27 protein-coding genes and 1 pseudogene are annotated in these 25,899 nt (G+C 72.3%); 14 read left to right on the top strand and 14 right to left on the bottom strand.

Annotated elements, in window-relative coordinates:
- The first annotated feature begins 21 nt into the window (after positions 1-21).
- On the top strand, positions 22-537 hold the full coding sequence (locus PCA76_RS05530) for a GNAT family N-acetyltransferase (RefSeq protein WP_272615756.1): 516 nt from the start codon (positions 22-24) through the stop codon (positions 535-537).
- Positions 538-562: 25 nt separating this feature from the next.
- Here PCA76_RS05530 and PCA76_RS05535 read toward each other — a convergent pair whose 3' ends face one another.
- Together PCA76_RS05535 and PCA76_RS05540 are read right to left on the bottom strand one after the other, a co-directional pair.
- Entirely contained in the window at positions 563-1,549 is a 987-nt protein-coding gene (locus tag PCA76_RS05535; RefSeq protein ID WP_112680430.1) for an aldo/keto reductase, read from the bottom strand.
- A gap of 83 nt (positions 1,550-1,632) precedes the next feature.
- Positions 1,633-2,385 carry an SDR family oxidoreductase gene (locus PCA76_RS05540; RefSeq protein ID WP_272615759.1) on the bottom strand — a complete coding sequence of 251 codons (753 nt, stop codon included), beginning with the start codon at positions 2,383-2,385 and terminating at the stop codon, positions 1,633-1,635.
- Positions 2,386-2,487: 102 nt separating this feature from the next.
- Here PCA76_RS05540 and PCA76_RS05545 point away from each other — a divergent pair, with 102 nt between their 5' ends.
- A complete protein-coding gene (locus tag PCA76_RS05545) occupies positions 2,488-3,339 on the top strand; it encodes a helix-turn-helix transcriptional regulator (protein ID WP_272615761.1) in 852 nt (283 codons plus the stop codon).
- Between the two features lie 74 nt (positions 3,340-3,413).
- On the opposite strand, the gene PCA76_RS05550 is transcribed toward PCA76_RS05545, so the two are convergent.
- Both PCA76_RS05550 and PCA76_RS05555 read right to left on the bottom strand, forming a co-directional pair.
- Positions 3,414-4,265: an aldo/keto reductase gene (locus PCA76_RS05550; protein WP_272615763.1), complete on the bottom strand. Its 852-nt coding sequence runs from the start codon at positions 4,263-4,265 to the stop codon at positions 3,414-3,416.
- A gap of 101 nt (positions 4,266-4,366) precedes the next feature.
- Positions 4,367-5,332: a LysR family transcriptional regulator gene (locus tag PCA76_RS05555; RefSeq protein WP_272615765.1), complete on the bottom strand. Its 966-nt coding sequence runs from the start codon at positions 5,330-5,332 to the stop codon at positions 4,367-4,369.
- A 51-nt stretch (positions 5,333-5,383) separates the two neighbouring features.
- Between PCA76_RS05555 and PCA76_RS05560 the strand changes: the two genes are divergently transcribed.
- The gene (locus PCA76_RS05560) at positions 5,384-6,307 is read left to right on the top strand and encodes a serine hydrolase (protein ID WP_272615766.1); all 924 of its coding nucleotides are present in this window, start codon (positions 5,384-5,386) and stop codon (positions 6,305-6,307) included.
- Between the two features lie 153 nt (positions 6,308-6,460).
- Positions 6,461-7,441, top strand: a complete 981-nt coding sequence (locus PCA76_RS05565) for an MBL fold metallo-hydrolase (RefSeq protein WP_272615767.1) — start codon at positions 6,461-6,463, stop codon at positions 7,439-7,441.
- Between the two features lie 45 nt (positions 7,442-7,486).
- Here PCA76_RS05565 and PCA76_RS05570 read toward each other — a convergent pair whose 3' ends face one another.
- From PCA76_RS05570 to PCA76_RS05580, 3 genes are read right to left on the bottom strand one after another with little or no spacing between them, the layout of a single operon-like run.
- Complete coding sequence (locus PCA76_RS05570) at positions 7,487-8,026, bottom strand: DUF1697 domain-containing protein (RefSeq protein WP_272615768.1); 540 nt, start codon at positions 8,024-8,026, stop codon at positions 7,487-7,489.
- Positions 8,027-8,056: 30 nt separating this feature from the next.
- On the bottom strand, positions 8,057-8,740 hold the full coding sequence (locus tag PCA76_RS05575; protein ID WP_272615770.1) for a response regulator: 684 nt from the start codon (positions 8,738-8,740) through the stop codon (positions 8,057-8,059).
- Entirely contained in the window at positions 8,737-9,894 is a 1,158-nt protein-coding gene (locus tag PCA76_RS05580) for a sensor histidine kinase (protein WP_272615772.1), read from the bottom strand. Before PCA76_RS05580 ends, PCA76_RS05575 begins: the two co-directional genes overlap by 4 nt.
- A 169-nt stretch (positions 9,895-10,063) precedes the next feature.
- On the opposite strand from PCA76_RS05580, the gene PCA76_RS05585 reads away from it, so the two are divergent.
- Genes PCA76_RS05585 through PCA76_RS05595 form a run of 3 tightly spaced genes read left to right on the top strand, consistent with a single transcriptional unit; the run spans position 10,064 to position 14,292 of the window.
- Positions 10,064-10,828, top strand: coding sequence for an ABC transporter ATP-binding protein (locus PCA76_RS05585; RefSeq protein ID WP_272615774.1), 765 nt, complete (start codon positions 10,064-10,066; stop codon positions 10,826-10,828).
- On the top strand, positions 10,822-13,251 hold the full coding sequence (locus PCA76_RS05590) for an FtsX-like permease family protein (RefSeq protein WP_272615775.1): 2,430 nt from the start codon (positions 10,822-10,824) through the stop codon (positions 13,249-13,251). The genes PCA76_RS05585 and PCA76_RS05590 overlap by 7 nt, the downstream gene beginning before the upstream one ends.
- 48 nt (positions 13,252-13,299) lie before the next feature.
- Complete coding sequence (locus PCA76_RS05595; RefSeq protein WP_272615776.1) at positions 13,300-14,292, top strand: hypothetical protein; 993 nt, start codon at positions 13,300-13,302, stop codon at positions 14,290-14,292.
- Between the two features lie 6 nt (positions 14,293-14,298).
- Here PCA76_RS05595 and PCA76_RS32755 read toward each other — a convergent pair whose 3' ends face one another.
- From PCA76_RS32755 to PCA76_RS05610, 5 genes and pseudogenes are all read right to left on the bottom strand, one after another.
- The gene (locus PCA76_RS32755; RefSeq protein WP_442930242.1) at positions 14,299-14,862 is read right to left on the bottom strand and encodes an SOUL family heme-binding protein; all 564 of its coding nucleotides are present in this window, start codon (positions 14,860-14,862) and stop codon (positions 14,299-14,301) included.
- A 32-nt stretch (positions 14,863-14,894) separates the two neighbouring features.
- Positions 14,895-15,197 carry a CysS/YqeB C-terminal domain-containing protein gene (locus PCA76_RS32760; RefSeq protein WP_442930243.1) on the bottom strand — a complete coding sequence of 101 codons (303 nt, stop codon included), beginning with the start codon at positions 15,195-15,197 and terminating at the stop codon, positions 14,895-14,897.
- A 25-nt stretch (positions 15,198-15,222) separates the two neighbouring features.
- Positions 15,223-15,642: pseudogene (locus PCA76_RS32765) on the bottom strand (YqeB family protein); the annotation flags it as partial.
- A gap of 2 nt (positions 15,643-15,644) precedes the next feature.
- Positions 15,645-16,442 carry an ABC transporter permease gene (locus PCA76_RS05605; protein ID WP_272615779.1) on the bottom strand — a complete coding sequence of 266 codons (798 nt, stop codon included), beginning with the start codon at positions 16,440-16,442 and terminating at the stop codon, positions 15,645-15,647.
- Positions 16,439-17,335 carry an ABC transporter ATP-binding protein gene (locus PCA76_RS05610; RefSeq protein ID WP_272615781.1) on the bottom strand — a complete coding sequence of 299 codons (897 nt, stop codon included), beginning with the start codon at positions 17,333-17,335 and terminating at the stop codon, positions 16,439-16,441. The genes PCA76_RS05605 and PCA76_RS05610 overlap by 4 nt, the downstream gene beginning before the upstream one ends.
- Positions 17,336-17,467: 132 nt before the next feature.
- On the opposite strand from PCA76_RS05610, the gene PCA76_RS05615 reads away from it, so the two are divergent.
- The 4 genes from PCA76_RS05615 to PCA76_RS05630 all read left to right on the top strand — a co-directional run bounded on the left by PCA76_RS05615 (position 17,468) and on the right by PCA76_RS05630 (position 21,440).
- Positions 17,468-18,721, top strand: a complete 1,254-nt coding sequence (locus PCA76_RS05615; RefSeq protein ID WP_272615782.1) for a sensor histidine kinase — start codon at positions 17,468-17,470, stop codon at positions 18,719-18,721.
- Positions 18,700-19,428 (top strand): response regulator, encoded by a 729-nt coding sequence (locus PCA76_RS05620; RefSeq protein ID WP_272619197.1) that lies wholly within the window; start codon positions 18,700-18,702, stop codon positions 19,426-19,428. Before PCA76_RS05615 ends, PCA76_RS05620 begins: the two co-directional genes overlap by 22 nt.
- 67 nt (positions 19,429-19,495) lie before the next feature.
- A complete protein-coding gene (locus PCA76_RS05625; protein ID WP_272615783.1) occupies positions 19,496-20,941 on the top strand; it encodes an ATP-binding protein in 1,446 nt (481 codons plus the stop codon).
- 145 nt (positions 20,942-21,086) lie between these two features.
- Positions 21,087-21,440, top strand: coding sequence for a hypothetical protein (locus PCA76_RS05630; protein ID WP_272615784.1), 354 nt, complete (start codon positions 21,087-21,089; stop codon positions 21,438-21,440).
- 101 nt (positions 21,441-21,541) lie between these two features.
- Here the strand turns inward: PCA76_RS05630 and PCA76_RS05635 are convergent, their stop codons facing one another.
- Positions 21,542-22,330: a D-Ala-D-Ala carboxypeptidase family metallohydrolase gene (locus PCA76_RS05635; protein ID WP_272615785.1), complete on the bottom strand. Its 789-nt coding sequence runs from the start codon at positions 22,328-22,330 to the stop codon at positions 21,542-21,544.
- A 304-nt stretch (positions 22,331-22,634) separates the two neighbouring features.
- Here PCA76_RS05635 and PCA76_RS05640 point away from each other — a divergent pair, with 304 nt between their 5' ends.
- Positions 22,635-23,273: a DUF6642 family protein gene (locus tag PCA76_RS05640; protein WP_272615786.1), complete on the top strand. Its 639-nt coding sequence runs from the start codon at positions 22,635-22,637 to the stop codon at positions 23,271-23,273.
- A gap of 42 nt (positions 23,274-23,315) precedes the next feature.
- Positions 23,316-23,780: a PPOX class F420-dependent oxidoreductase gene (locus PCA76_RS05645; protein WP_272615788.1), complete on the top strand. Its 465-nt coding sequence runs from the start codon at positions 23,316-23,318 to the stop codon at positions 23,778-23,780.
- A 169-nt stretch (positions 23,781-23,949) separates the two neighbouring features.
- On the opposite strand, the gene PCA76_RS05650 is transcribed toward PCA76_RS05645, so the two are convergent.
- Positions 23,950-25,182, bottom strand: a complete 1,233-nt coding sequence (locus tag PCA76_RS05650) for a serine hydrolase domain-containing protein (protein WP_272615789.1) — start codon at positions 25,180-25,182, stop codon at positions 23,950-23,952.
- A gap of 97 nt (positions 25,183-25,279) precedes the next feature.
- Here PCA76_RS05650 and PCA76_RS05655 point away from each other — a divergent pair, with 97 nt between their 5' ends.
- A complete protein-coding gene (locus PCA76_RS05655; RefSeq protein WP_272615790.1) occupies positions 25,280-25,873 on the top strand; it encodes a pentapeptide repeat-containing protein in 594 nt (197 codons plus the stop codon).
- Positions 25,874-25,899 lie beyond the last annotated feature (26 nt).

Below are 25,899 nucleotides of genomic sequence, written 5' to 3' on the forward strand. Positions count from 1 at the left end.
CGACGAACAGGGGGAGTGGGCATGGCACAGGTAGGCATCGAACCGTGGCACGAGGACGACCTCGACCTGCTGCGGCAGCTCAACTCACCGGACACTCGCAAGCACACCGGCGGCCCGGAGACCGACGAGCAGGTGCTCGCCCGGCACGACCGGTATGTGCACTTCGCCGAGACCGGCCAGGGTTGCATGTTCACGCTGGTGCTGGCGGACGGCGCACGGGCGGGCAGCGTCGGCTACTGGGCACGTGAGTGGCGCGAGCAACCGGTGTACGAGCTGGGCTGGGCGGTGCTGCCCGCGTACCGGGGGCAGGGGCTGGCCACCGTCGCGGTGCGTGCGGTCGTCGACGTGTTGCGCGCTCGGCAGGACCGGCGCTACGCCCACGCCTACCCCTCGGTCGACAATCCCGCCTCGAACGCGGTCTGCCGCAAGGCCGGCTTCACCCTGCTCGGCGAGACGGATTTCGAATACCCGCCGGGGCAGCTGATGCGCGCCAACGACTGGCAGCTCGACCTGACCGCCCCGCCGACCGGGGGCTGAGGTCGGCGGGGCGGCCGGTGACCGGTCACCAGGTGGTGTCGAGGCGGTGCCGCTGCTCGGCGGTCAGCTCCAGGTCGACCGCTGCCAGGCTCTCCTCCAGTTGCGCCACCGACGAGGCGCCCACCAGCGGGATGGACGGCAGCTCACCGCCCAGCAGCCAGGCGAGCACCACCTGGTTGACCGTCGCGCCACTCTGCCCGGCCACCTCCCGCAGCGCGGCCAGTCGCCGGGGCGCGCTCGGCAGGTCGTACGCCGAGCTGAGCGGCTTGTCCGCCCGGGTGAACGCCCCCTTGAGCAGCGGCGAGTACGCCACCAGGGTCAGCTCGGGCTCGGCACGCAGGTAACTGAGCAGGTCGCCGCTGACGCCGCCCGGCTCGCCGTCCGGGTCCAGTTCGCTGATCAGGTCGGTGCGGTTCGGCAGGTAACTGCGGTGGTACTGGAGCACCTCGTACCCCGGCAGGCCGGCGGCGGCGGCCAACGCGCGGGCCCGCTCCACCCGCCAGGCCCGGTGGTTGCTGGCACCCAGCAGACCCACCGTGCCCTCGGCGACCAGTTCGGCGAAGCCCTCCACGGTCTCCTGGAGCGGCACGGTCCGGTCCTCGATGTGTGCGTAGAGCAGGTCCAGTCGCTCCACCCCGAGCCGTTCCCGGCTGCGCTCCGCGGACTCGCGGATCACCTTGGCGGAAAGCCCCTCGGCGTTGTCCAGGTAGCTGGTCCCCGGGGCCAGCGGTCGAGCGCCCAGCTTGGTGGCGATGACGATCTCGGCACCGACGCCCCGGCTGCGCCGCCACCGGCCGAGCAGTTCCTCGCTCTGCCCGCCCTGCCCGCCGTCCACCCAGAACGCGTAGTTGTCCGACGTGTCGATGAACGTGCCACCAGCCTCGACGTACCGGTCGAGGATCGCGTACGAGGTGGCCTCGTCGGTGGCGCTACCGAAGAGCATCGCGCCGAGGCTGAGCACGCTGACCTCGCGCCGGGTCGCCGGGTCAGCGCCGATCGTGCGGTACCGCATGGTGATCTCCTCTCGTGCGCCCTACCGGTGGGCGCACGGGTCACCCTGCCGGCTGGAGCGCACTCCAGGTCAAGCGCTCACCGTCACCAGGGCAGCACGCCGTACCCACCGCCGGCGTCCATCTGGAAGCCCCAGAGCAACCCGCTCGGCCCGTCGGCGGGCAGCGTCGCCAGGTGCACGCTCACCTCGGCACCCTGCTCGGGCGTGCGGAAGCCGTTGTTGCCGTTGAGGTCCGTGGCGCAGTAGCCCGGGTTCGCCGCGTTCACCTTGATCGGAGTGTCCCGCAGCTCCTTGGCGTACATCGCGGTGAGCATGTTCAGCGCCGCCTTCGACGACGGGTACGGCACGGACGTCAGCCCGAACAGCGCACCGTCCGGGTCGGTCATCACCGCGATCGACCCGACCTCGCTGGAGACGTTGACGATCCGTGCCGCCGGTGCCCGGCGCAGCAACGGCAGCAGCGCGTTGGTCACCGCCGCCACCCCGAACACGTTCGTCTCGTAAACCCGGCGCAGCGTCGCCACGGTCGTGTCGCTGGGCAGCGCCCGCGCACCGTCGCCGAGCACGATGCCGGCGTTGTTGACCAGCACGTCCAGCCGGCCATACTCCGCCTCCACCAGCTTCGCGGCGGCGGCCACCGACTCGGCGTCGGTCACGTCCAGCGGCACGAACCGGGCGTCCGCGCCGCCGTCACGCAGCTCCCGTTCCGCTGCCCGGCCCCGCTCGACGTCCCGCGCGCCCACCAGCACTGTCATCCCGAGTCCGCCGAGCTGTCGGGCGGTGGCGAATCCGATCCCCTTGTTGGCCCCGGTGATCAGGGCGGTCATGTTCGTCATGCCGTCGAGCCTGTCCCTGTCAGCGGCGCCCGGGGAGAGACGGGCTGAGGCTGGGACCAGCGGTACCACCCTCGCTGGTCCTGCCCGGGGCATGCTGGAGGCATGACGAGCAGCGGCCTGCGGCGTGACGAACTGGCGGCGTTCCTGCGCACCCGCCGGGCCCGGCTGCGCCCCGCCGAGGTCGGGCTCCCCGAGGGTGAACGCCGACGCACCCCCGGGCTGCGCCGTCAGGAGGTGGCCCAGCTCGCCGGGATGTCGATCGACTACTACATCCGTCTGGAGCAGGGGCGCAGCCCGCACCCGTCCCGGCAGGTGCTCGCCTCGATGGCCCGGGCGCTGCTGCTGAGCGGGGACGAGCGCGAGTACCTGTTCCGGCTCGCCGGGGAGAACCCGCCCCCGACCCGGGGGCCGAGCCGGGAGGTGCCACCCGGCCTGCGGCACCTGCTCGACGCGATGACCGAAACTCCGGCGTACCTCGTCGACGCCGCCTACCAGGTGCTGGCCTGGAACCACCTGTCCACGTACTTCATGGGGAACCTCGCGGCCGTGCCCGCCGCGGACCGCAACATGATCCGCTGGACGTTTCGGCAGCCGATGACCAGCGGCCACTGGAACGACGCCGAAACACGCCGGTTCGTTCGCAGCACGGTCGCGGATCTGCGGGCCGCCTACGGCCGCTACCCGGCCGACCCGGCGATCCGCGAGCTGGTCACCGAACTGCTCGGCACCTCGCCCCGGTTCGCCCAGCTCTGGGCCGAGCACGACGTCGAGGAACGCCGTCCCGTCGTCAAACGGGTGCCGCACCCCGACCTGGGGCCGTTGGAGTTCGAGTGCCGGGTGCTGTTGGTACCAGAGACCGACCAGCGGATGATCGTCTATGTCCCCGAGCCCGGCTCGCCGACCCAGGCGGCGTTCCGCCGGATCGCCGAGCGAGTCCCCACCGAAAGAGCGTGATACCTCAGACTCATCAAGATGACTCTGAGGTATCACGCTCGCTGGAGACATGCCCGCCGGACGGCGGGTTCGGATCAGCGGGGGACGTAGGCGAAGGTGTCCGGGTTCGGACCCTGCCGCCCGGCCTCGCCCTTGTTCAGCTCAGTGATCCGCTCCATCGCCGCGTCGTCCAGCTCGAAGTCGAAGATCCGAGTGTTCTCCTCGATCCGCTTCGGGGTGGTCGACTTCGGGAAGATGATGTCGCCGCGCTGCACGTGCCAGCGGAGCACCACCTGCGCCGGGGTCCGGTTGAGCTGCCCGGCGATGTCGACCACAGTCGGGTCGTCCAGCACCTTGCCCTGCGCGATGGGTGACCACGCCTCGGTGAGGATGTTGTGCTCGCGGCCGTAGGCGCGGACCTCGTCGTTACCAAAGTACGGGTGCGCCTCGATCTGGTTCACCGCCGGCACGACGCTCGCCTCGTCGGCCAGCCGCCGCAGGTGCGACACCTGGAAGTTCGACACGCCGATGGAACGGGCGCGGCCGTCGCGCTGGAACTCCTCCAGCACCTTCCAGGTCGAGACGAAGTCGCCGTCGTACAGGGTCGGCAGCGGCCAGTGGATCAGGAACAGGTCGATGTAGTCCATCTTCAGCGCCGCGAGCGTCGAGTCGAACGCCTTGCGGGCGTCGTCGGGGCGGTGGAAGCCGTTGTTCAACTTGCTGGTCACGTAGACCGCGCCCCGGTCGAGGCCGGACACGCGTACCGCCTCGCCGACCTCGGCCTCGTTGCCGTACATCTCGGCGGTGTCGATGTGCCGGTAGCCGACCTCAAGCGCCGTGGTCACCGCCGCGACGGTGTCCTTCGGCTCGATCTGGAACACCCCGAAGCCGAGCTGCGGAATGGTGGTGCCGTCGTTCAGGCTGATGTCGGGAATCGTGTTGGCCATTGCGGCTCCTTCTCGTCATCTTCGTTGCCCTGTCATCCATACCCGAGCGGGCGGCTGATTCACCGCCCGTCCCGGGGTGACGAGCGCAACGTCGGAACCGTTCACCCGGTCGTGTCGAACAGCACCGGCCAGGGCCGTGCCGCCGGCACCGACGTGTCGGCCGGCGCGGGCGAAACGGGCTCGGCGTCGGCCAGCACCTCGGCGGCGAGCTGCCCGAACATCGACGCCGCGGGGTGTGCCGAGCGGTCCGGCCAGGCCGCCGAGGTGCGCTTGGCCAGTGGTGCGCCGGCGATCGGTCGCCAGGCCATCCGAGGTTCCCGTCGTGCCACCGTCGCCGGTTCCACGGCCACCGCGCCACCGGCCAGCACCAGCCCGAAGAGGAATTCCGGGTTTCGGGCCGGACGTACCCGCGCCGGGCGCCAACCGTGCTGTCGGCACACCGCCAGCAGGTGGTCGTGCCAGCCGGTCGCGGTGGCCCGGGGCGCGGCCACCAGATCCAGACCGGCCAGCGCCGCGAGCGTCACCTCACGGTCGCGGGCCAGCGGCGAGGTGCGCGGCAGCAGCACCCCCAGGGGTACGTCGACCGGGGCGCCGAAGCGCAGCCCGTCCGCCGCCACCGGGTGATGCACCAGCCCCACGTCCAGGGTCCGTTCGCCGAGCATCCGCACCTGCTCGGCGGTGGTCAGCTCGTGCAACTCCACGTCCAGGCCGGGTGCCCGGGTGGTGAGCCCGTCCAGCAGCGCGCGCAGCGTCACCGCGGGCGTCTCCGGCGGCACCCCGGCCCGGAGTACGCCGAGCTCACCAGCGCGGATCTGCCCCATCAGGTTGCGGAGCCGACCCTCACCGGCGAGCAGTTCCTCCGCCTCGCCGAGCAGCAGCTCACCGGCGGTGGTGAGGCGTACCTGGCGGCGGGACCGGTCGAACAGCTCGACCGTCAGCTCCCGTTCCAGCCGTTGGATCGACTGGCTCAGGGGCGGCTGGGCCATCCCGAGCAGCTCCGCGGCCCGCCCGAAGTGCAGCTCGTGTGCGACCACCACGAAGTGCCGCAGGTGCCGGAGCAGGTCCACGGCCGGACCCTACGCCAGCGTCGTCACGGTGCCGCTGGATACCGTGCTGGTGTGGACGTGGGGGAGCGCATCGAGGCCATCTTCGCCGCGGCCGGGGTGACGGCGAGCCTGCACGTCGTCGACCTGGACGCCGTGGACCTGAGCACCGGACCGAGTGACGAGCCGACCGGCGGCGCTCGGGAGGTCGGCGTGCGGGCCGATGAGCAGGTGGTGATCGCCTCGATCTTCAAGATCCTGCTGGTGCTGGAGTTCGCCCGGCAGGTCGAGGCCGGTCAGCTGGACCCGACCGAACGGGTCCTGGTCACCGCCGACGACCGGCTCGGCGGGTGGGGCCTGGCCGGCTGCACCGACGACGCCGAGGTGTCGCTGCGCGACCTCGCGTACTTCGCCATGTCGGTCACCGACAACACGGCCGCCGACCTGCTGCTGCGCCGGGTCGGCCCGGACCTGCTGCCGATGCTCGCCGCCGAGCTGGGGCTGACCCGCACCCGCGTCCTCGGCGGTCCTCGGGAGCTGGTCGAGATGATGCTCGCCGACGTGGGCGCGCGGACCGAGGGGGAGTTCGCCCGGATCTTCCCCACGCTGCCGGCGGACCGGATCCGGGCGATGCGGGTCTTCGATCCCGCGCACACCTCGTCCAGCACGGCCCGGGAGATCACCCGCCTGCTCACGCTGATCTGGCGGGACGAGGCCGGGCCGGCGGCGGCCTGCGCGATGGTCCGTACCTGGATGGCCCAGCAGATCTTCTGGACCCGGCTGGCCGCCGGTTTCCCGCCCGGCGTCCGGGTCTCCGGCAAGACCGGCACCCTGCCCGGGCTGCACCTGGAGGCCGGGGTCGCCGAATACCCCGATGGTGGCCGGTACGCCATCGCCGTCTTCGCCCGTGCCGACGAGTTGGCCCCACGCCGGATCGACGTGGACCTGGCGATGGGCGACGCCGCCCGAACGGCCGTCGAGGCGCTGCGCGGCGACTGATTTCGCACCCGTCCGGGCGTCGGAGCATGCTCCCTGAGCAGGCCCGATATGCCGTGGCGTATCGGAGCAGGCGGTCTTCGGTCTTGGACCGGGGTCGGGTGGCGCTGGTTGGCTCAGGTCGACCAATCGCCCGACCACGGGGAGCAGACCCGCATGCCCAGTCTCGACCGCCGCCGCTTCCTGCGCGACGCCGCCGCCACCACCGCCCTGGTCTCCGCCGGTAGCCTCGCCGCCGGCTCCGCCACCCCGGCCCAGGCCGCACCGACGCCAACCGCCGCGCCCGCGCCGACCGCCCATCGTAAAGGCGCGGTCAGTTTCCGCTGGTGGGGTACGGCCGGCTGGCGCGTCGACATCGCCGACCGGACCGTCCTCGTCGACCCGTACCTCAGCCGGATCGACACCGGGCTGTTCACCGGCGCGTTCAAGACGGCCACCCCGTTGACCGTGCGGCCCGACGTGATCGATCCGCGCGTCGACCGGGCCACCACGGTGCTGGTCACGCACACCCACTGGGACCACTTCATGGACGTGCCGTACATCGCCAAGCGCACCGGCGCGCGGGTGTTCGGCACACTGACCGCGTACCACCTGGGGTTGGCCTACGGGGTGCCGTCGACGCAGCTCAGCCCGGTGAAGGGTGGGGAGGTGCTGGACTTCGGCGACCACACCGTCGAGGTGGTCGGCTCGCTGCACAGCCGCAACCCCTCGTACTCCCTGGCCTTTCCGGGCGTGCGGGTGAGTCAGCCGGCGCAGCCGGCGACCATCGCGGACCTGCCGGAGGGTGACACGCTGGGCTACCTGCTACGGGTCGACGGTGGCCCGTCGGTGTACTTCACCGGGGCCAGTGACGTCGCCGAGCGGAACCTCACCGGGCTGACGCCCGACGTGGCGATGGTGGCCCTGCAGAACGCCACCACCACCGGCGACTACCTGCCCCGGCTGCTGGCCGGCCTCGGCTACCCGAAGGTCGTGGTGCCGGTGCACTACGACAACTTCGAGACGGAGCTGAAGAACCCGCCGACGGTCGCCGAGACCGACCGCACCCGGTTGAACGACATGATCGCGGCGGTGCGCCGGATCTCGCCGCGTACGCGGGTGCTGGTGCCCGAGTACGAGACCGCGTACCACTTCTGACCGTTCCGGGCGGGTGGTCGCGACCGTCGCGACCGCCCGCCGGAGTCAGGTGGCGGCCATCTCCGCCAGCGCCCGCACCGACTTCCAGTTGCGCGTGGTGGCCACCACGCCGAGCTTCTTCTCCAGGTACATGTTGTTGAACCTCGACCGCCCGTAGCCGTCGTCGACGTAGTGCAGGAAGACCTCCCGGCCGGTCACCGTGAACGACACGTTCTCGCCGCCGGGCACGCTGAGGCCGTCCACGGTGGACTGGGTCGGCGCGGTGCGCAGAAAGGCCACCAGCAGCCGCTTCGGGTCGTCCTCCCGGTCGACGAACGGGTTGCCGCCGGCCACCGCCGCCAACTCCCGGCCGCTGCGCACCAACACCGGCACGGTCAACGCCAGCTCGTCGGCGAGCGCCCGCTCGATCCCGGCGGCCAGCTTCTCCGCGTCGCGCACGGTGCTGCCGAAGGCCACGTTGCCGCTCTGCAGGTACGTCTTGACGTCGTCGTGCCCGAGGTCGGTGACGATCCGACGCAGGTCGGCCATCGCCAGGCGGGTGGTGCCGACGTTGACCCCGCGCAGCAGGGCGACGTAGCGGGTCATGGCTCCTCCTCGGGTGGGCGGCTGACCCGCTCAGCCTATGGCGGCCGGCCTCGACCCGCCGGGACCCACCAGGCCCGTTTCGTAGGCGACGATGACCAGTTGTGCCCGATCGCGGACCGCCAGCTTGGTCAACAGCCGCCCGACGTGCGTCTTGACCGTGGTCGGGCTGAGGCTGAGGTGCGCGGCCAACTCCGCGTTGGACAGGCCCCGGGCGATCAGGCCGAGCACCTCCCGTTCCCGCTCGGTCACCCCGTCAAGGTGTCGGGGCAGCGGTCGCGTCGGCTCCGGCCGCCGGGCGAACTCGTCGATCAGCCGGCGGGTCACCGTCGGCGCGAGCAGCCCCTCGCCCGCGGCGACCACCCGGATCCCGGCCAGCAGGTCCGCTGGTGGGGTGTCCTTGAGCAGGAAGCCGCTGGCTCCGGCCCGCAGCGCCCCGTAGACGTACTCGTCCAGGTCGAACGTGGTCAGGATGATGACCCGCGTGCCGGCCGTCGCCGGGTCGGCGCAGATCCGTCGGGTCGCCTCGATGCCGTCCATCTCCGGCATCCGTACGTCCATCAGCACGACATCCGGCCGGTGCTGTCCGGTCAACGCGACGGCCTCCACGCCGGTGCCCGCCTCGCCGACGGTGGTGAAGTCCGGGGTCAGATCGACCAGCAGTCGGAAGCTGCCGCGCAGCAGCGCCTGGTCGTCGGCGATCAGTACGCGGATCACGCGGCCACCCGGTAGGGCAGGCTGGCTGTCACCGCGAAGCCGCCGTCGGAGCGTGGCCCGGCGCGGAACTCCCCGCCGTGCAATGCCACCCGTTCCCGCATGCCGGTCAACCCGTGTCCCTCCCCGCCAGGCAGGACCGGACGCCGGCCGTCGTCGGTCACCTCCACCCGCACCTCGGTCGGCGTGACGGTCACCGTGGCCCGGCAGGCGGCCGGCGCCGCGTGCTTCACCACGTTGGTCACCGCCTCCTGCACGATCCGGTACACCGCGAGGCCCACCGACTCCGGGACCGCGCCGGCCGGTTCTTCCCGCCGGACGTCGAGCCGGACGTCGACACCGCCGATCGCCGCCTGCTGGGCGAGCACGGGCAACTCGTCCAGCCCGGGCGTCGGGGCGTACGGGGTGCCGTCGCGCAGTACGCCGAGCACCCGACGGACGTCGGTCAGCGCGTTGCGGCCGGTCTCCTCGATCACCCGCAGGGCGGCCCCCGCCTCACGGGGGTCGGCCTCGGCGACGTGGTTGGCGACGGCCGCCTTCACCACGATGAGGCTCAGCGTGTGCGCGACCACGTCGTGCAGCTCGCGGGCCACCCGTAACCGCTCCTCGGCGGCCGCTTGGCGGACCAGGTGCTTGCTCTGCCGGGCGGCGAGGGCACGTCGCTCGCGGAGCAGCCAGCCGATCACCCAGGCGGGCGCGATCATGACGGCGGCGTAGACGACGGCACCGGTCCTCGACCACAGGTCGCCCGCCGTCAGCACCAGGGCGACGCTCACCAGAGCGAGACAACCGGCGGCGCAGAGCAGCGACCGGCGCGTGGCCATCGACACGGCCACCGTGTAGAAGGACAGGCCGATGGCGAACGCCGGCGCCGCGGCGGCAAAGTTGGGAATCACGCCGGTGACCAATGCCCCGGTGGTGACGGAGCTGATCGCGACGGCCACCGCCACCGGCCACCGTCGGCGCACCGCCAATGGCAGCCCGAGGGCCATCCCGACGAGCACGGATACCCAGAGCGGCTCGCGTACGCCACCGTGCAGCGGCGACTCCAGCGCCGCGTACGGGCAGAGCAGCCCGCCGACCGCCACTGCCAGCACCGCGTCCACGGTGTACAGATCCACCGGCCGCAGCCGCCGGGACAGCAGGAGTGCGGTCACCCGACAGACGGTATCGGCTCGTCACGGCAGCCGCGTCCACCCGTGGGCCGTCATCCTCGGGAATGACGTCGGGTCGTGTGCCGAGCCGCGGTTCCGCCCGGGGGAGGGCCGGAAAGTGTCCGCGCTGGCACGACGCGCGACACCTGCCGGAGCCGGCACCGTGGCGGTCATGACCACACACACGGTGACCCTGGCGGGGCTGCGCGCGGTGTACGGCACCGGAACCCGGCGGGTGACGGCGCTCGACGGCGTGACCACCAGCTTCGCGAGCGGCACGTTCACGGCGGTGATGGGCCCATCGGGGTCGGGAAAGTCCACCCTGCTGCACTGCGCGGCGGGGCTGGACCGCCCGACCGAGGGGATCGTCACGATCGACGGCACCCGCCTCGACGACCTCGGCGAGGACGAGCTGACCCGGCTGCGGCGCGACCGCATCGGCTTCGTGTTCCAGGCGTTCAACCTGGTGTCCACGCTGACCGCCGCGCAGAACGTCGAGTTGCCGCTGCGCCTGGCCGGCCGCCGTCCGCCGGCCCAGGACGTCGCCGCCGCGCTCGACGCCGTGGGACTGGCCGACCGGGCCGGGCACCGGCCGAGTGAGCTGTCCGGCGGCGAGCAGCAGCGCGTCGCCGTGGCCCGAGCGTTGATCACCCGTCCGGCGGTGGTCTTCGCCGACGAGCCGACCGGGGCGCTGGACAGCGCGGCGTCCCGACAGGTGCTCCGACTGCTGCGCGGGCTCGTCGACGACCACGGGCAGACCGTCGTGATGGTGACCCACGATCCCGCCGCCGCCGCGTACGCCGATCGGGTCCTCCTGCTCGCCGACGGCCGCGTCGTCGACGAGTTGGACGGCGGGATCACCGCCACAGCCGTCGCCGCACGGATCGCCGAGCGGGAGACGGTCGCGGCGAAGACGACCGCGGAGCAATCGTGCTGAGCATCCGGCGGTCGGCCAGCGCGTTCGTGGCCGTCGCCATCGGGGTCGCGCTGGTCGCGGCGGCCACCCTGCTGCTCGCCTCCGGGCGCCCGCAGGTGCCGGACCGGCTGGCGCAGGCGGCGGTCATGGTGCAGAGCCCCGAAGCGGGTGCGCCGGCCGACTCGTTCGCGCCGACCCGGCCCTGGTCCGCCACCACGGCGACGGCACTCGTCGGCCGGCTGGCCGGTCTGCCTGGCGTCGCGGCGGCGGTGCCGGACCGGACCTTCTACGCCCAGCCGCTCGTCGACGGCCGCCCATCGACCGCCGATACCGGCCGGGAGGACGCGCACCAGGGGCACGGCTGGTCCAGCGCCCAGCTGGGTGGACTGCGCCTCACGGCTGGCGGGCCGCCCCGCCAGCCCGGCGAGGCGGTCGTCGACCGCGCGCTCGGGCTGCGTGCTGGCACGTCGGTCACCCTTCTCACCGCGGCGGGTCCAGAGTCGTACACCGTCACCGGTCTGGTCGACGCCCCCGGCGTCCACGTCGCGGACGAGGTCGCTGCCGCGCTCGCACCCGGCGTCCGGGCCATCGGGCTGGTGCTCGCGCCGGGCGCGGATCCCGAGCGGGTCGCCGTGGCGGCTCGCGGTGTCGTCGGCGCTGACGGACGGGTGCTGACCGGCGATGCGCGTGGCGCGCTGGAGCCTTCGAGTGACGCCCGTACCCGCTGGATCGGCATGCAGGTGCTCACCGCCACCGCAGCCCTCGCCGGCTTCGTCACCATCTTCGTGGTCTCCTCCACCTTCGCGTTCACCATCTCGCAGCGCCGCCGCGAGCTGGGCCTGCTGCGCGCCGTCGGTGCCACCCCACGCCAGGTCCGCCGCATGGTCTACGCCGAGGCGCTCGCCGTTGGCGCCACGGCCGGGCTCATCGGCCTACTGGTCGGCGCGGCGCTCGCCCCGACACTGGGCCGACTGCTTGTCGACGTCGGCTTCGAACCATCGACCTTCCGGGTCCGGTACGCCCCCTGGCCGGTCATGGTCTCGCTCGCCGCCGGGCCGGTGATCGCGCTGCTGGCCGTCTGGTCGGCGTCGCGCCGGGCGGCGCGGGTTCGCCCGTTGGAGGCGTTGCGCGAGGCGGCGGTGGAGCAGCGGCCGATCGGGCGGCTGCGCATCGCCACCGGGGTGCTCCTCGTCGCGGTGGGTGCCGCTCTCAGCCTCGGTACGGCGACCGCCGACGACGCCCGGGACGGCGCGACGTTCGCCCTCTACGCGGTGATGGCCCTGGTGGCCGGTGCCACCGTGCTGGCCCCGGCAGTCGTCGGGCCGGTGGTGCGGCTACTGCGTTCCCCGGTGCGGCGACCGGGCGGCGCGATCGGAATGCTGGTCCGGGGCGGGGCGTTGACCGCGACCCGGCGGACCGCGTCGACGGCGGCCCCGGTGCTGCTCACGGTCGCGTTCGCGGTGCTGGTGTCCGGGATGGTGCGGACCACCACCGCCGCGTACGCGGCAGGTCGGGTGGACAACGTGAACGCCGGCTGGATCGTCGTGCCCGACCGGGCACCCGGTCTGTCGGACCGGGCCGTCGCCGCGACGGGCGGCACCGCGCTCCTACCGACCACGGTCTTCCGCACCGACCCCGGAACAGTGCCGGAGAACCGGCCACTGACCGCGCTCGGCGTGGACCCGGCGGGGTTCGCCACCGCGAACCGGGCGCTCACCGTCGTCGCCGGCTCCCTCAACGACCTGCGGGGCGACGACACGGTGGTGGTCACCGCCTCGGCGAACCGGCTGCCGTCCGAGCCGTACGCGGTGGTCTTCGCCGACGGGGCGTTGGTGTCGCTGCGCGTCGTCGCCGTCGTCACCGACGACTCGCTCCCCGGCGACCTGCTCCTGCCCCGGGCCGTGGTGCGTACGCACGACCCGTCGGCGCTCACGTCCACGGTGTACGTCCGGGACCGGATCGATCCTCCGGTCGGCGCGCGGATCGTCGACGTCCCCGCCTGGGCGGCCGAGGCAGATGCCGCTGAGGACCGTCTCGTCTGGCTGTTCACGCTGCTGCTGATCGGCGTGTCGGCCGGCTACGGGGCCATCGCGGTGGCGAACACGGTGCTGCTGGCCGCCGCGGGCCGGGCCGCGGACCTGCGACTGATCCGGATGGCCGGGGCGACCCGGCGGCAGGTCATCTGGCTGGTCACGGCCGAGTCCGCCCTGGTGGTGCTGATCGGCGCGCTGCTCGGTGGGGCTGTCGCGTTCGTCGGTCTGCTCAGCATCCGCGCCGGGCTCGCCGAGCAGATCGGCGCCCCGGTCGACCTGGTGGTGCCGTGGTCGGTGATCGCCGGGGTGGTGGGGCTGTGCCTGCTGCTCGCCGTCCTGGCGAGCATGCTGCCGACGTGGCGGTTACTGCGCCACCGTCCCGCACGGTCCTCGGGCGGCATCGTCGGATGACCGCGTCCTCGCCCCCCGAGATGGCGGTCGGGCCGCTACCGTCCACGGATGCGATCCGCGCGGCCGGTCGGGCTGCTCCTCTCCGCCGCCGCCGTCGTGCTCTGGGCGATCGGCATCACGGTGCTGCAACCGCTGACCGAGCCGATCGGCCCCTGGTCGGAGAATCTGCCGGGCAACAACGCCTACTGGGCACGGGACCTGCGGTTCATGGCGATCATGGCGGTGGCGATCGGGCTGGTGCTGGCCGGCCGGGGGCAGTTGCGGTGGAGTCAACCGGCGGTCGTGCTCGGCGGCTGCTGGGTCGCCGCCGACGTGGCGATCGACCGGGTCGACCCGACCGGCGCCGAGGCGACGGTGCTGCTCGCCGTCGGCGGATGCGCCGTGCTCGGTGTGCTCGCGGCGGTTCTGCTGTGGCGGGAGCGTGCCACGCCGTCAGCTGCAGACCGGAAGGCGCTGACCGGCGCGGCCTGCGTGGCGGGGGTGCTGACGCTCGTGGCGGCCGGTATGGAATCACCGACCGACCGGGAGCCGGAGCTGAACCAGGGTGCCCTGGCCACTGCGGCGCTGCTGGTCGTGCTGGCCGTCGGTGCCGCGCTGGCGGCGGCCCCGGCGCGTACGTGGGCCCGCTGCCGACTGGCGGCCGGTCTCGCCGTGCTGGCCCTGCTCGGCGTCGGGCTGGTCCGCGCGACCCCGCCCGGCCAGCGACTCCTGCCGGAGTTGGCCCTCGGGGCGGTGCTGCTCACCGGGGTGACCCTGCTGGCCTGGGACTGGCCGGGTGGTCGGCCGGTCTGGCGGCACCACGCACTGGCCGCCTTCGCCGCGCTGGTGGGTCCGATGGCAATCCTGCTGGTCGCGGCCATCGCGATGATGGTGCTGCTGCCGATCGGCGCGACGTTCACCGCGTTGGCCGGCAACAGCCCGATCAACTCCGCCGACTCCGACCTGCTGGTCTCGCTGGCCGGGCTGCTCGCCGGGCTCGGGATGGCGCTGCTGCTGGCGTGGCCAGCCGCGCTCGGCTACCGCCCCGGCCCGCCGAGGTAGCGCCACTCACTCGACGACCGGCAGCACGACCTCGTTGCGGCGCAGGAACCACGGCTTCCACGGCAGATCGAAGCGTGCGTACCGGATGGCGCCGGTGGGTTGCAGCCCGGCGGCGGTGACCGACCGGCCGAGCAGGGTGGCCCGTTGGCTGAACGCCTGCTCGGTCCACCGTCCGGAGAAGCGCATCGCCGCCGCGAGCTGCGCCGGAACCTCGCGGATCCGCACCCGGGCGTCCACCGGCTCGGGCAGGGTGGCGGCGGTGCAGGTGGCCGGCATGACGAACTGGACCAGGTACGCGCCCGGCCACTCACCCTCCACCTGCACCACCGGTACCGTCATCGCGATCTTCTCTGAGCCACCGGCCGTGGACGTCGCCGGTGCGGCCGTTCCGATCGGGTGCCGGGCCCGGTTGGCACCCCCGATGTACGCGGACAGCGGCCGGAACGCCTCCATCGGCGCCCGGGTGAACGACGCCTGGATCTGCATCTCGGCCACCAGGTGGGCCGGGTAACGACGCAGCTCGAAGCCGGGGTGTCGTGACACCACCCGGTACGGCTGCTGTTCGGTCATCGCGCGGCTCCCAGGATCTCCTGGGACAGACGCTACCGCCCGTCCGGCTCCCGCTCGGCCGAAGTCGGTTGCTCCGGCCCGGGGGCGACCGCCCGCGTGGTCAGCCGCCAGTACTGCCGCTTGTCCTCGTCGCGCAGCACCACCCCGATCAGCCCCAGCTCCCGGCGCAGTTCCCGGGCGTCGTCGCGGCGATCCCGCCGGACTGCCCGCTCGCGGGCGCGCAGCAGCGCGTCCGCGCCCGCGGCAGGCCGGGCAGGTCGGCACCCACAGCCGGTACGCCGGCCGGTGCGGGTCGTCGTCTGCCCAGCCCCAGCCGTGCGTGCGGAATGCCTCAGCCAGTTGGGCGGCCGGCAGGTCCGTCGACTCCCGGACGAGTTCCGCGCCGTCGCCGTCGAGCAGCACCAGGTGCCCGTCGGCGAGGAACACCACCCGGGTGTCGACTCGTGCGACGGTGCGGTTCTGGTCGGAGCGGCGCAGCTGGACCTGCGCCGCGTCGACGGTGACGATCAGCCGTTCGGCGGTGCCGATCCCGGCGATGACCAGGCCGGCCAGGACGCCCACCGCGATCGTGCCGCCGGTGGCCTGCGGTTCGGGCAGCCGGTCCAGCCACTCGATCAGGCCCCGGAACGGCACCCAGGGCAGCCGGGCGAGCCAGCCGGTCGTCGCCGCGAGGAGCCATCCGGCGCCCGCGCCGAGCAGCGGAAAGCCACCCCACAGGACGGCCAGCTCCAGCGGGCCGCCACTGACGACGGTGCGTGGTCGGTAGCCCGCCGCGTCCATGGTCAGGACACCTCGCGGCGGAGCGTACGGACCAGGCCGGCGGCCAGCGGCAGGACCATCCAGACCAGCAGGGACACCGCCATCCGCCCCCACTGCTCGCCGGTGATGGCGTCGCTGCTGAACAACGGTTCCATGGTCTTGCTGGTGTCCAGCCACTCGGAGGGGCCGCGCAGGGGCCGGACCATCTCGCCGAGCACCCCCCAGAGGGTGGGCAGCAGGAGGTAGCCGACGATCGCCAGCGGCGGGTTGAGCAGCAGCAGACCGAAGGCGGCGCCCATCAGCACGCTGGTGACCTGGAGGACCACCGCGTTCACGATCAACGACGCGTCCAGCCCCCACGTGCCCGCGCCTCCGGTGGCGGACGCCACAAGCGTCCCGACTGCGGCGACGGCCAGGCTGGCCAGCACCGAGGCGAGCGCGGTCAGCATCACGGCGATCAGCTTCGCGACGACCACCCGCTCCCGGCGGGGCACCAGGGCGTAGGTGGTGAGGGCGGTGCGTTGGGACCACTCGCTGGTGATCGACAGAATGCCGAGCACCGGCAGCAGCACCCCGACCGGCAGCAGTGAGGGGACGAAGAAGTTGACGAAGGTCTGGTCGGCGTCCTCCGCGTAGATCAACTGGAGGGTGACGATCACGGCGGTGATCAGGCCGATGGTGATCAGCAACCAGCGGCCGGCCCGGGTGTCGACGAGCTTGCGCAGCTCGACGGCGGTGAGTCGGAGCAGCGACGGTCGGCGTACCGGTGCGTGTTGCCGGGGTGCGACGGCGCCGGCGGTGGGCGCGGTGGTGGTGGTCATCGGACGGACTCCTTGGTGGATTCGCCGGCGGTCAGGGTGAGGAAGAGCTGTTCGAGGCCGCCGCCGTCGGCGGGGCGCAGCTCGGCGAGCGCGACGCCGGCATCGGCGGCGGCCTGGCCGACCGCCTCGGCGTCGGCCTGCACGAGCAGCCCGTCCGCGCTGTCGGCGGCAGTCAGGTTGGCCGCGTCCAACGCCCGGCGCAGGGCGGCGCCGTCGCGGGCCCGCACCACCGTTCCGCCGCCAGCCAGCAGCTCGTTCTTGTCGCCCTGGGCCACGATCCGGCCGCCCCCGATCACCACCAGCCGGTCCGCGACCGCCTCCACCTCGCGCAGCAGGTGGGAGGAGAGCAGCACGGTGCCGCCCCGGTCGGCGAAGTCGCGCAGCAGGCCGCGCATCCAGAAGATCCCCTCCGGGTCCAGGCCGTTCGCCGGCTCGTCGAGGATCAACACCCGGGGGTCGCCGAGCAGCGCGTGCGCCAGGCCGAGCCGCTGACGCATGCCCAACGAGTACGCCCGTACCCGACGCTTGGCCGCCACCGCGTTCAACCCGACCAGGTCGAGCTTCGCGGCGACCTCGCGCCGGTCCAGACCCATGGTGTACGCGGACAGCGTCAACGCCTCGCGGCCGGTCCGCCCGGCGTGCTGCGCGGAGGCGTCCAGCAGCACCCCGACCTCCCGCCCCGGGTTGGGCAGGTCCCGGTACGGGTGCCCGGAGACGGTCGCGCGGCCGGCGGTCGGTGCGGTGAGCCCGCAGATCATCCGCATGGTGGTGGACTTGCCGGCGCCGTTGGGGCCGAGGAAGCCGGTGACGGTGCCCGGCTCGCACTGGAACGACACGTCATCCACGGCCGGGTGTGGCCCGTATCGCTTGGTGAGGTTCTCCACGGTGATCATGTGGTCGAGCCTGCCCGCGCCGCCCGGCCATCCGCTGCGGCCACCGGTCGGTGCCGCACCGACCTTGGTCGATTGTCGGGTCTCGACTTTGGTAGCTGGTTGCCGGGGCCTGTTGCTGCCTAGCATGGGCGCGTGACCAGCATCGCCGTCCCGGAGCACCCCTGGCTGTTGCCAGGGGAGCTGGCCGTGCCGGCTGGCCGTGAGCGAACACATCCGCGTCGCACCACCCGCGACTGGGTCGTGGACAGCCTCGCGTTCCTGGTCTCCCTGCTCTGGGTGCTGATGGTCACCGGGGACGCCCTGTCGCCCACCCCGTCGTTCGCCATCCCGTTGCCGCACGACTGGATGACCGGCGTGGACGCGCTGCTCGGGCTGGTCTGCTGCGGGCTGCTCTGGCTGCGCCGACGGTGGCCGCTCGGGCTGATGGTGGCCACGACACCGTTGACCATGTTCTCGATGGCCGCCGCCATCCCGCTGCTGATCTTGTATTTCACCGTGGTGGTGCACCGACGAACCGCTGTGGCGGTGGCGCTGACCGGCGTGGGTCTGGTCACCAACCTGGTCTTCAGTTGGCTGCGCCCGGACCCGACAATGCCGTACTGGGCGACCGCGTCGTGGGGCGTGGTGCTCAGTTTCGCCGTGCTGGCCTGGGGGATGTTCGTCCGGGCCCGCCGGCAGTTGATCGTGTCGCTGCGCGAGCGTGCCGAGCGTGCCGAGGCCGAGCAGCAGCTCCGGGTCGCCCAGGCCCGCCACCTCGAACGCACCCGGATCGCCCGGGAGATGCACGACGTGCTGGCCCACCGGATCTCGCTGCTCAGCCTGCACGCCGGCGCGCTGGAGTTCCGCCCGGACGCGCCCGCCGACGAGGTGGCCCGAGCGGCCGGAGTGATCCGGGGCAGCGCGCACGCCGCCCTCCAGGACCTGCGGGAGGTCATCGGGGTGCTCCGCGCCGAGGGCGACAACGACCGCGACGCCCCCGAACCACCGCAACCCACCCTCGCCGACCTGCCGGCCCTGATCGCCGAGTCGCGGTCGGCCGGGGTACGGGTGAACGTCAGCGACAGCGTCGCCAGCCCGGGAGAGGTACCGGCGGCACTGGGCCGGGCCGCGTACCGGATCGTGCAGGAGGGGCTGACCAACGCCCGCAAGCACGCGGCGGGCGCGGCCGTCACCGTGGACGTGGCCGGCGGGCCGGGAGCTGGGCTGACCGTGGCGATCGGCAACCGGTTGCCGGTCGGCACCCCGGTCGGCGGCACACTGCCGGGCGCCGGCACCGGCCTGGTGGGCATCAGCGAACGCGTCACGCTGGCCGGCGGTCGGCTCGCCTACGGTCGGGACGACACCGGCGACTTCCGGCTGGCCGCCTGGCTGCCGTGGTCGACGTGACGGGTCCTTCCGGCGCTGCCGGGCCTGAGCCGGCCGTGCCGCCGGTGCGCGTGCTGATCGTGGACGACGACGCGCTGGTCCGGGCCGGGCTCTCGATGATCCTCGGCGGCCTGCCGGACCTGACCGTGGTCGGCGAGGCCGCCGACGGGGGCGAGGTGCCGGCCGCCGTCGCCGCGTACGCCCCGGACGTGGTGCTGATGGACATCCGGATGCCACGGGTGGACGGGCTGACCGCCACCGAGGCGCTGCGAGCGCAGCCGCACCCGCCCGAGGTGCTGGTGCTGACCACCTTCGACGCCGACGAGCAGGTGCTCCGGGCGCTACGCGCCGGGGCGGCCGGCTTCCTGCTCAAGGACACCCCGCCGGCGGAGATCGTGCGCGCCGTGCGCCGGGTGGCCGCCGGTGAGGCGACGCTCTCCCCGACGGTGACCCGGACGCTGATCGCCCACGTGACCGCCGGCACCCCCGGCCCGGTCGGCCCCGACCCGCGCCGGGAGCGGGCGCTGCGGCTGCTCACCGGGCTGAGTGAGCGGGAGCGGCAGGTGGCGGTGGCGCTGGGGCGGGGCCACACCAACGCGGAGATCGCGGGGGAGTTGTTCATGAGTGTGGCGACGGTGAAGGCGTACGTCTCCCGGCTGCTGACCCGGCTCGACCTGAACAACCGGGTCCAGGTGGCCCTGCTCGTGCACGACGCCGGCCTCGTCTGAGCGGAGCGTCCCGCGACCTCGCCCCGTGGGATCCCCACTGATACGCTCATCGTTGAGTGTTCCAAAAATGGAAGTATCGGGGGTGTGCGTGGACGGCTTCGTGGGGCGGGACCGTGAGCTGGCCCTGCTACACGGCACGCTCGCCCGAGTCGAACGCGGTGGCCGGGCTGGTCGGCCCGGTCGTGCCCTTCTGATGCGCGGTCGCCGACGGGTCGGCAAGTCCCGGCTCGTGGAGGAGTTCGTCGAGCGGGCGGAGGTGCCGTACCTCTTCTTCACCGCCTCTGCCCAGCCGACCGCCGCTGCCGACCTCGCTCTCTTCGTGGAGGCGGCGGCCGCGTCGACGCTGCCGGGTGCACAGATCCTCAGTGAGCAGCAACCACGGACCTGGGACGCGGCGCTCACCCTGCTCGTCGCCGCACTGCCGACCGACCGGCCGAGCGTCGTCGTCCTGGACGAGATGCCGTACCTCATCGCGAGCGACCCGGGCTTCGAGGGAACGCTGCAGAAGATCTTCGATCGTGAGCTGTCCCGGCGGCCGGTTCTGCTGATCTGTGTCGGATCGGACCTGGCAATGATGGAGGCCTTGAACGACTACGGCCGGCCGTTCCACCAGCGGGCCACCGAGATGGTCATCCCACCGTTGAGCCCGGCCGACGTACGCGACATGCTCGACCTGTCCGCCGCCGACGCGTTCGACGCCTACCTGGTGTCCGGCGGCCTGCCGCTGATCCTTGACGAGTGGCCGACCGGCGCATCGGTGCACGAGTATCTGACCGACGCGGTACGGGATCCCACCTCGGCCCTGCTGGTCAGCGGCGAGCGGGCGCTGGCGGCCGAGTTCCCGCCCCAGTCCCAGGCGGGTCTGGTGTTGCGGGCGATCGGCTCCGGTGAGCGGACCTTCTCGCTGATCGCCCGTGCCGCGGGCGATCTTCCGCAGGCGTCGCTGAGCCGGGCCCTGCGCCTCCTGACCCAGAAGCGGGCAGTGGAGGACACCCTTCCGCTGTCGACGAAGCCGTCCCGGGAAACCCGCTACGTGGTGGCAGATCCGTACCTGCGCTTCTGGCTGTCGTTCCTGGGACCTCACCTCTCCGAGATCGAGCGGGGCCGAGGCGACCTGACCATGGACCGGATCGTCAGGTCGTGGGCGTCCTGGCGGGGCCGGGTCATCGAACCAGTGATCCGGGAGGCGCTGCGCCGGCTTCCCGGAGATATTTTGCCGGCAGAAGCGGCCGTGATCGGCGGCTACTGGACGCGGACCAACGACCCGGAGATCGACATTGTTGGCGCCGACCGGGGGCCCGTCGCCCAGCGCATCAATTTTGTCGGTTCGATCAAGTGGCAGGAGAACCGGCCCTTCGACGCGCATGACCTGGGCCGCCTGCTCCTGCACCGGTCCCGCTTGCCCGGCGCCGACGAATCGGTGCCGGGCCTTGCCGTGTCGCGCAGCGGCACCGCCGTCGACGGGTTGCGCGTGCTGTCGCCGGAGGATCTGCTTACCGCGTACCGGATTTGAACTTTCGGTCGGTACCGGCCGTACCAATGGCCGAGGATGTCGGTGCGGTAGGTCCGCCGTACCGCTGCCGAACTGCGGGAGGCCTGCCGTGCGAGTTGGTGAGCAGTCGACGGATCCCATCGATCAGGTACTGGGTGAGGTGCCAATGCCGGCACCCCTGACCCCGGAGGACGTCCGGCTCGCGGTCCGGGCGGTGGTCGTGCACACCGCCGAGGAGTGGCCCACCGGGCCACTGTGCCGCAACGACGGTGCCTCCTACCCGTGTCGCCTGCACCGGTGGGGGCGGCGGGTCCTGGAGACACACGGGCTCAACGAACGGCAGATCGAGGCGTTGATCCGGCACGGCAACCCGTTCGTGCACGTGCCCTTCCCGTTCACGGCGACCGGGCCGTCGCGGCAACAGGCCGCGCGGGTCGTCCCACCGGGGACACGACCCACCGCTGCGGGCCGGCCGGTGACTCCCCCCGTCACCGCGCCGCGCTGGCCCCGGGCGAGCTGAGCGCGATACCCCTCCGCCCCACCCGACCCGGGGCGACACGACGTCGGCCCGGCGCGAAGATCCCCCTCCGCGTCGGGCCGACGTCGCTCTGACCGGCCGACTCAGTCGTTGCCGGCCCCGATTCCGCAGTCCGGCGCGGACCAGCTCGTCGTGTTCGAGCTGCCGTCGCTGTTGTTCTCCCGGCGCGAGTCGACGTGCACGTGGTCGTCGTGGTCGGGGTAACCCGGCCCGTAGATCCCGCTGAAGCCGTTGTTACGGGCGCCGCGGGCGACCTGGCACAGGGACGACGTCCGCGAGGTGACGTCGGCGGCGTTGCCGTACAGGTGCTGGCTGTCGGACGCGCCGCCCACCCGGTTGTTGCAGGCGCGGTTGCGGAACCCGCTGGACACGTTGAGCGGCTTGTCGCCGAGGCTCTTGCGCAGCGCCTCCAGCTTCCACATGGTCCGCAGCGCGTTCTGCTTGGTCTGGGCCGCCGACAGCGGGCCGCCGCTCCACCCGCTCCCGCCGCACCCGTTGTCCAGTTCGTTGTAGCTGAAGTGCGCGGGCGTGCAGTCGTTGTCCTGGAGTTGGTACAGCTTGGCGTAGGTCTGCGGGCCGGCGATGCCGTCGGCGCGCAGCCCGTACGCCTGCTGGAACCGCTTGACGGCGGCTGCGGTCTTCGGCCCGTAGCGGCCGTCGTTCTCCACGATGTTCCGGTTGCCGGCCCAACCAGCGACCCGGATCTGCAACTGGCGGACGTCGTCGCCCGAGCGTCCCTGGGACAGGTTGCGGTTCCAGGTGTAACAGCCGTCCGCGTACGCGGCTGGTGCGGCGATCACCGTGGCGATTGCTGCCCCGGGCAGCGCCAGGGCGAATGCGACGGCAGCTCGCTTCAAGGTGTTTACGCGCACAGAAGTCCTCCCGATAGGAGAGCGAATGGGGTGGCTCCGGGACATCGACCGACAAGTCCCGCGATTTCCACCCTGACACTGATCCGTGCTGTTGGGGGCAATTAACAAGAATTGTCCTCACGAACCGCTGTCCCTGGGTATTGACTGGGAATTCGGCTGATTTGTGAAACAGCCATTCACCGCGGATCGGCCCTCCGGTGGCCAACCACACCGAACGTCGCAATCGGGCGCACCGAGGGTCATGTTCCCTGGCCGGCGGTAGCCGGTAACGTCAGCCCCGGGCGGTGGACTGGCGGAGGTGCACGTGGCACGCGGTGGCGTCTTCTGTGTCGAGGGTCAGTGGCACCGCGACCTCAACGAGCGGGGTTCCGTGTTGCCCACCCTTGAGCTGCTGGAGCGGCTGGGCAAGATCCGTTTCATCCACAAGGACGCGGCCACCCGCGACGAGTTGTTCTACTTCCTGGACCGCTGGCTGCTCAAGCAGTACGCCGACCACCGAGTCGGCTTCTTCGCCATGCACGGCGAGCCGAGCCGGCTCTGCCTCACCGACTGGCAGTCCGTGGAGTTGAACGAGGTGGCCGAGCTGATGGCCGGCCGCGCTGAAGGGCGGCGACTCTATTTCGGCAGCTGCTCGGTGCTGCGGGCCTCGGACGCGGTGCTGCGCGAGTTCCTGGAGGTCACTGGAGCGGCTCTGATCTGCGGTTTTACCCGAGAAGTCGACTGGGTTGAATCGGCGGCTTTCGAAACCGTCCTCCTCGACGTGCTCGCCAACGGCCAGCGGCACAATGCCGCCGAGTTGCGGATGGGCTCCGCCCACTGGGCGCCGCTCGCGTCGTACCTCGGCTTTCGGGTGATCTACGCCAGCGGTCGGGCCTGGCGCCCGTCCGGCCGCCCCCGGGTGCCCACCCAGGCGGTGCACCGCTCCGCGGCCCGGCCCCGCTGACCCGCCGTCTCCGGTCCGCCCGCACCCTGGTAGGAACGAGTGATGGCGCGCAGCATCGCACAGAACACCCGGGTCGACCGGGACAGCCTGCTCGATTTCCTCCGGCCGCGACACCGCGTCGTGCTGATGACCACCCGGGCCGATGGTCGCCCGCAGTCCTCCCCGGTCTCCGCGGGGATCGACGGGCAGGGCCGGCTGGTCGTCTCCACCTACCCCGAGCGGGCGAAGGTGACCAACATCCGCCGTGACCCCCGGGTCTCGGCGTGCGTGCTCAGCGACGACTGGAACGGCCCCTGGGTGCAGATCGACGGCACCGCCGAGGTGCTTGACCTGCCCGAGTCGGTGGAGCCGCTGGTCGAGTACTTCCGCAGCATCTCCGGCGAACACCCGGACTGGGACGACTACCGGGCGGCCATGGTGCGCCAGGGCAAGTCGCTGATCCGGGTCACCATCGACGCCTGGGGCCCGATCGCCACCGGCGGCTTCCCGGCCCGCCTCGCCGACTGACCGTTCTTCCGCTTCCGGCCGGCTGGCGGCCGACTCGACTGTTGCGCGTCCTTTGCTCTGCTTCCGCGGAGGCAACACCGGGTGTCCGGATATCGGACACCCGGTGTTGCCTGGGTTGAAGCAGAGCAAAGGGACCCAGAGCAGGTAGGGGCAGGCCCCGGCGGACCGGTCAGTCGACCAGGGCGGCGTAGACGAGCTGGCGCAGCTGGGAGCGCAGCGGGTACGTGCTCGACGGCATCAGCTGGGTGAACAGGAGCGCGGTGATCTCCTCGGCCGGGTCCACCCAGAACGCGGTGCTGGCCACCCCACCCCAGTAGTACTCGCCGACGCTGCTCGGCACCCGGCTGGGGATCGGGTCGTCGACCACCGCGAAGCCGAGGCCGAAGCCGATCCCGTCCAGGGTCGTCTCGGCGAAGCCGCCGGTGGACAGAGTGCCCAGGTCCTGACCCCCGGGCAGATGGTTGCGGGCCATGAACCGCACCGTGCGCGGCCCGAGCAGCCGAACCCCGTCCAACTCGCCGCCGCGCAGCAGCAACTGAGTGAAGCGGTGGTAGTCGGCGGCGCTGGAGATCAGACCGCCGCCACCGGACAGCAGGGCGGGCTTGCTGAATGCGAGCGCCCCGAGACTGTCGTAGCGGACGGCCCGGCCGCTGCGCGGTTCCGGTACGTAGAGCGCGGCCAGCCGCTCGGCCTCGTCGCCGTCCACCCACCAACGGGTGTCGGTCATGCCCAGCGGGCCGAAGATCCGGTCGGCGAAGAACGCGTCGAGGCTCTGGCCGGAGATCACCTCGACGAGGCGGCCGAGCACGTCGGTGGCGACGGAGTAGCCCCAGGCGGAGCCGGGCTGGAACAGCAGCGGCAGCTCGCCGAAGGCCGCGCAGGCGCTGGCGAGGTCGACGTCCGCCGGCGGGTACAGGTCGTAGCCCGCGGCCCGGTAGAGCCCGTCGACCACCGAGGTCTGCATGAAGCCGTACGTCAGGCCGGCGGTGTGGGTCAGCAGGTGCCAGACCCGGATCGGCTCGATCGCCGGCACGGTGTACGGCTTGAGCGCCGACCCCTTGGAGTAGACCCGCAGGTCGGCGAACTCCGGCAGCCAGCGGCTGATCTCGTCGGTCAGCTCGAACCGGCCCTCCTCCCACAGCATCATCGCCGCGACCGAGGTGACCGGCTTGGTCATCGAGTAGATCCGCCAGAGCGTGTCTGCCTCGACCGGTGCGCCCGACTCCCGGTCCCGCAGCCCGTACGTCGAGGAGTGCGCCACCTCGCCGCGACGGGTGACCACCACCTGCCAGCCGGCCAGCCGGCCGTCGTCGACGTACCGGCCGAAGTGCTCGTCGATCCGCGCCAACCGCGCCGGGTCGAAACCGATCTGATCCGGGTCCTTGCTCCGAGCCACACTCACGTCGCCGAACCTACTCGGCGGTACACCCGTACCGGAAGGGGGCCGCCACCAGCCGCACCGGCCGTGGGCTGTCGGCGGCGCACACTAGCCTGGTCGGATGCCGGAGTTGACCGAGGACGTGACCTTTCGCAACGAGGACTGGTACGGCGAGGAGTTGACCGACCGGCACTACGTGGGTTGCGAGTTCTTCGACGTGGACCTGACCGAGGCGGTGAGCCGAGGAGCGGTCTTCACCGGGTGCACGTTCGGCAACGTTCTGTTCAACGCCTCCCGGCACGTCGACTCCGCCTTCACCCGCTGCGTCTTCCGGCGGTGCAACTTCTTCGAGGCCGAGTTCACCGGCTGCAAGCTGGTCGGCAGCACCTTCGTCGACTGCGATCTGCGTCCGTTGACGGTGGACGGCGGTGACTGGTCCTTCGCCGCTCTGCCCGGCGCCGACCTGCGGGGCGTCCGGCTGACCGGGGTGCGGATGCGCGAGGTGGACCTGACCAGGGCCAATCTCACCGGTGCCACAGTCACGGGCGTCGACCTTTCCGGCGCGCAGCTGCTCAACGTCCGGCTTGGCGGCGCCGACCTGCGTGGCAGCGATCTGACCGCGCTCGACCCGACGGCCGTCGAGCGGGCTGGCGCCATCGTCGACCTCGAGCAGGCCGTGGTCATCGCGCAGGTGCTCGGCTTCCGGATCGGCTGACGGGAGAAGCGTTCCCGGTCCATCGG

It is taken from the genome of Micromonospora sp. LH3U1, assembly GCF_028475105.1.
Taxonomy (GTDB): Bacteria; Actinomycetota; Actinomycetes; order Mycobacteriales; family Micromonosporaceae; genus Micromonospora.

Bases quoted from the DNA above. Each gene is read 5' to 3' on its own strand.
- PCA76_RS05530 (WP_272615756.1), top strand. From the start codon at position 22: ATGGCACAGGTAGGCATCGAACCGTGGCACGAGGACGACCTCGACCTG.
- PCA76_RS05535 (WP_112680430.1), bottom strand. From the start codon at position 1,549: ATGCGGTACCGCACGATCGGCGCTGACCCGGCGACCCGGCGCGAGGTC.
- PCA76_RS05540 (WP_272615759.1), bottom strand. From the start codon at position 2,385: ATGACGAACATGACCGCCCTGATCACCGGGGCCAACAAGGGGATCGGA.
- PCA76_RS05545 (WP_272615761.1), top strand. From the start codon at position 2,488: ATGACGAGCAGCGGCCTGCGGCGTGACGAACTGGCGGCGTTCCTGCGC.
- PCA76_RS05550 (WP_272615763.1), bottom strand. From the start codon at position 4,265: ATGGCCAACACGATTCCCGACATCAGCCTGAACGACGGCACCACCATT.
- PCA76_RS05565 (WP_272615767.1), top strand. From the start codon at position 6,461: ATGCCCAGTCTCGACCGCCGCCGCTTCCTGCGCGACGCCGCCGCCACC.
- PCA76_RS05570 (WP_272615768.1), bottom strand. From the start codon at position 8,026: ATGACCCGCTACGTCGCCCTGCTGCGCGGGGTCAACGTCGGCACCACC.
- PCA76_RS05585 (WP_272615774.1), top strand. From the start codon at position 10,064: ATGACCACACACACGGTGACCCTGGCGGGGCTGCGCGCGGTGTACGGC.
- PCA76_RS05595 (WP_272615776.1), top strand. From the start codon at position 13,300: ATGCGATCCGCGCGGCCGGTCGGGCTGCTCCTCTCCGCCGCCGCCGTC.
- PCA76_RS32755 (WP_442930242.1), bottom strand. From the start codon at position 14,862: ATGACCGAACAGCAGCCGTACCGGGTGGTGTCACGACACCCCGGCTTC.
- PCA76_RS05605 (WP_272615779.1), bottom strand. From the start codon at position 16,442: ATGACCACCACCACCGCGCCCACCGCCGGCGCCGTCGCACCCCGGCAA.
- PCA76_RS05610 (WP_272615781.1), bottom strand. From the start codon at position 17,335: ATGATCACCGTGGAGAACCTCACCAAGCGATACGGGCCACACCCGGCC.
- PCA76_RS05625 (WP_272615783.1), top strand. From the start codon at position 19,496: ATGGAAGTATCGGGGGTGTGCGTGGACGGCTTCGTGGGGCGGGACCGT.
- PCA76_RS05630 (WP_272615784.1), top strand. From the start codon at position 21,087: ATGCCGGCACCCCTGACCCCGGAGGACGTCCGGCTCGCGGTCCGGGCG.
- PCA76_RS05645 (WP_272615788.1), top strand. From the start codon at position 23,316: ATGGCGCGCAGCATCGCACAGAACACCCGGGTCGACCGGGACAGCCTG.
- PCA76_RS05655 (WP_272615790.1), top strand. From the start codon at position 25,280: ATGCCGGAGTTGACCGAGGACGTGACCTTTCGCAACGAGGACTGGTAC.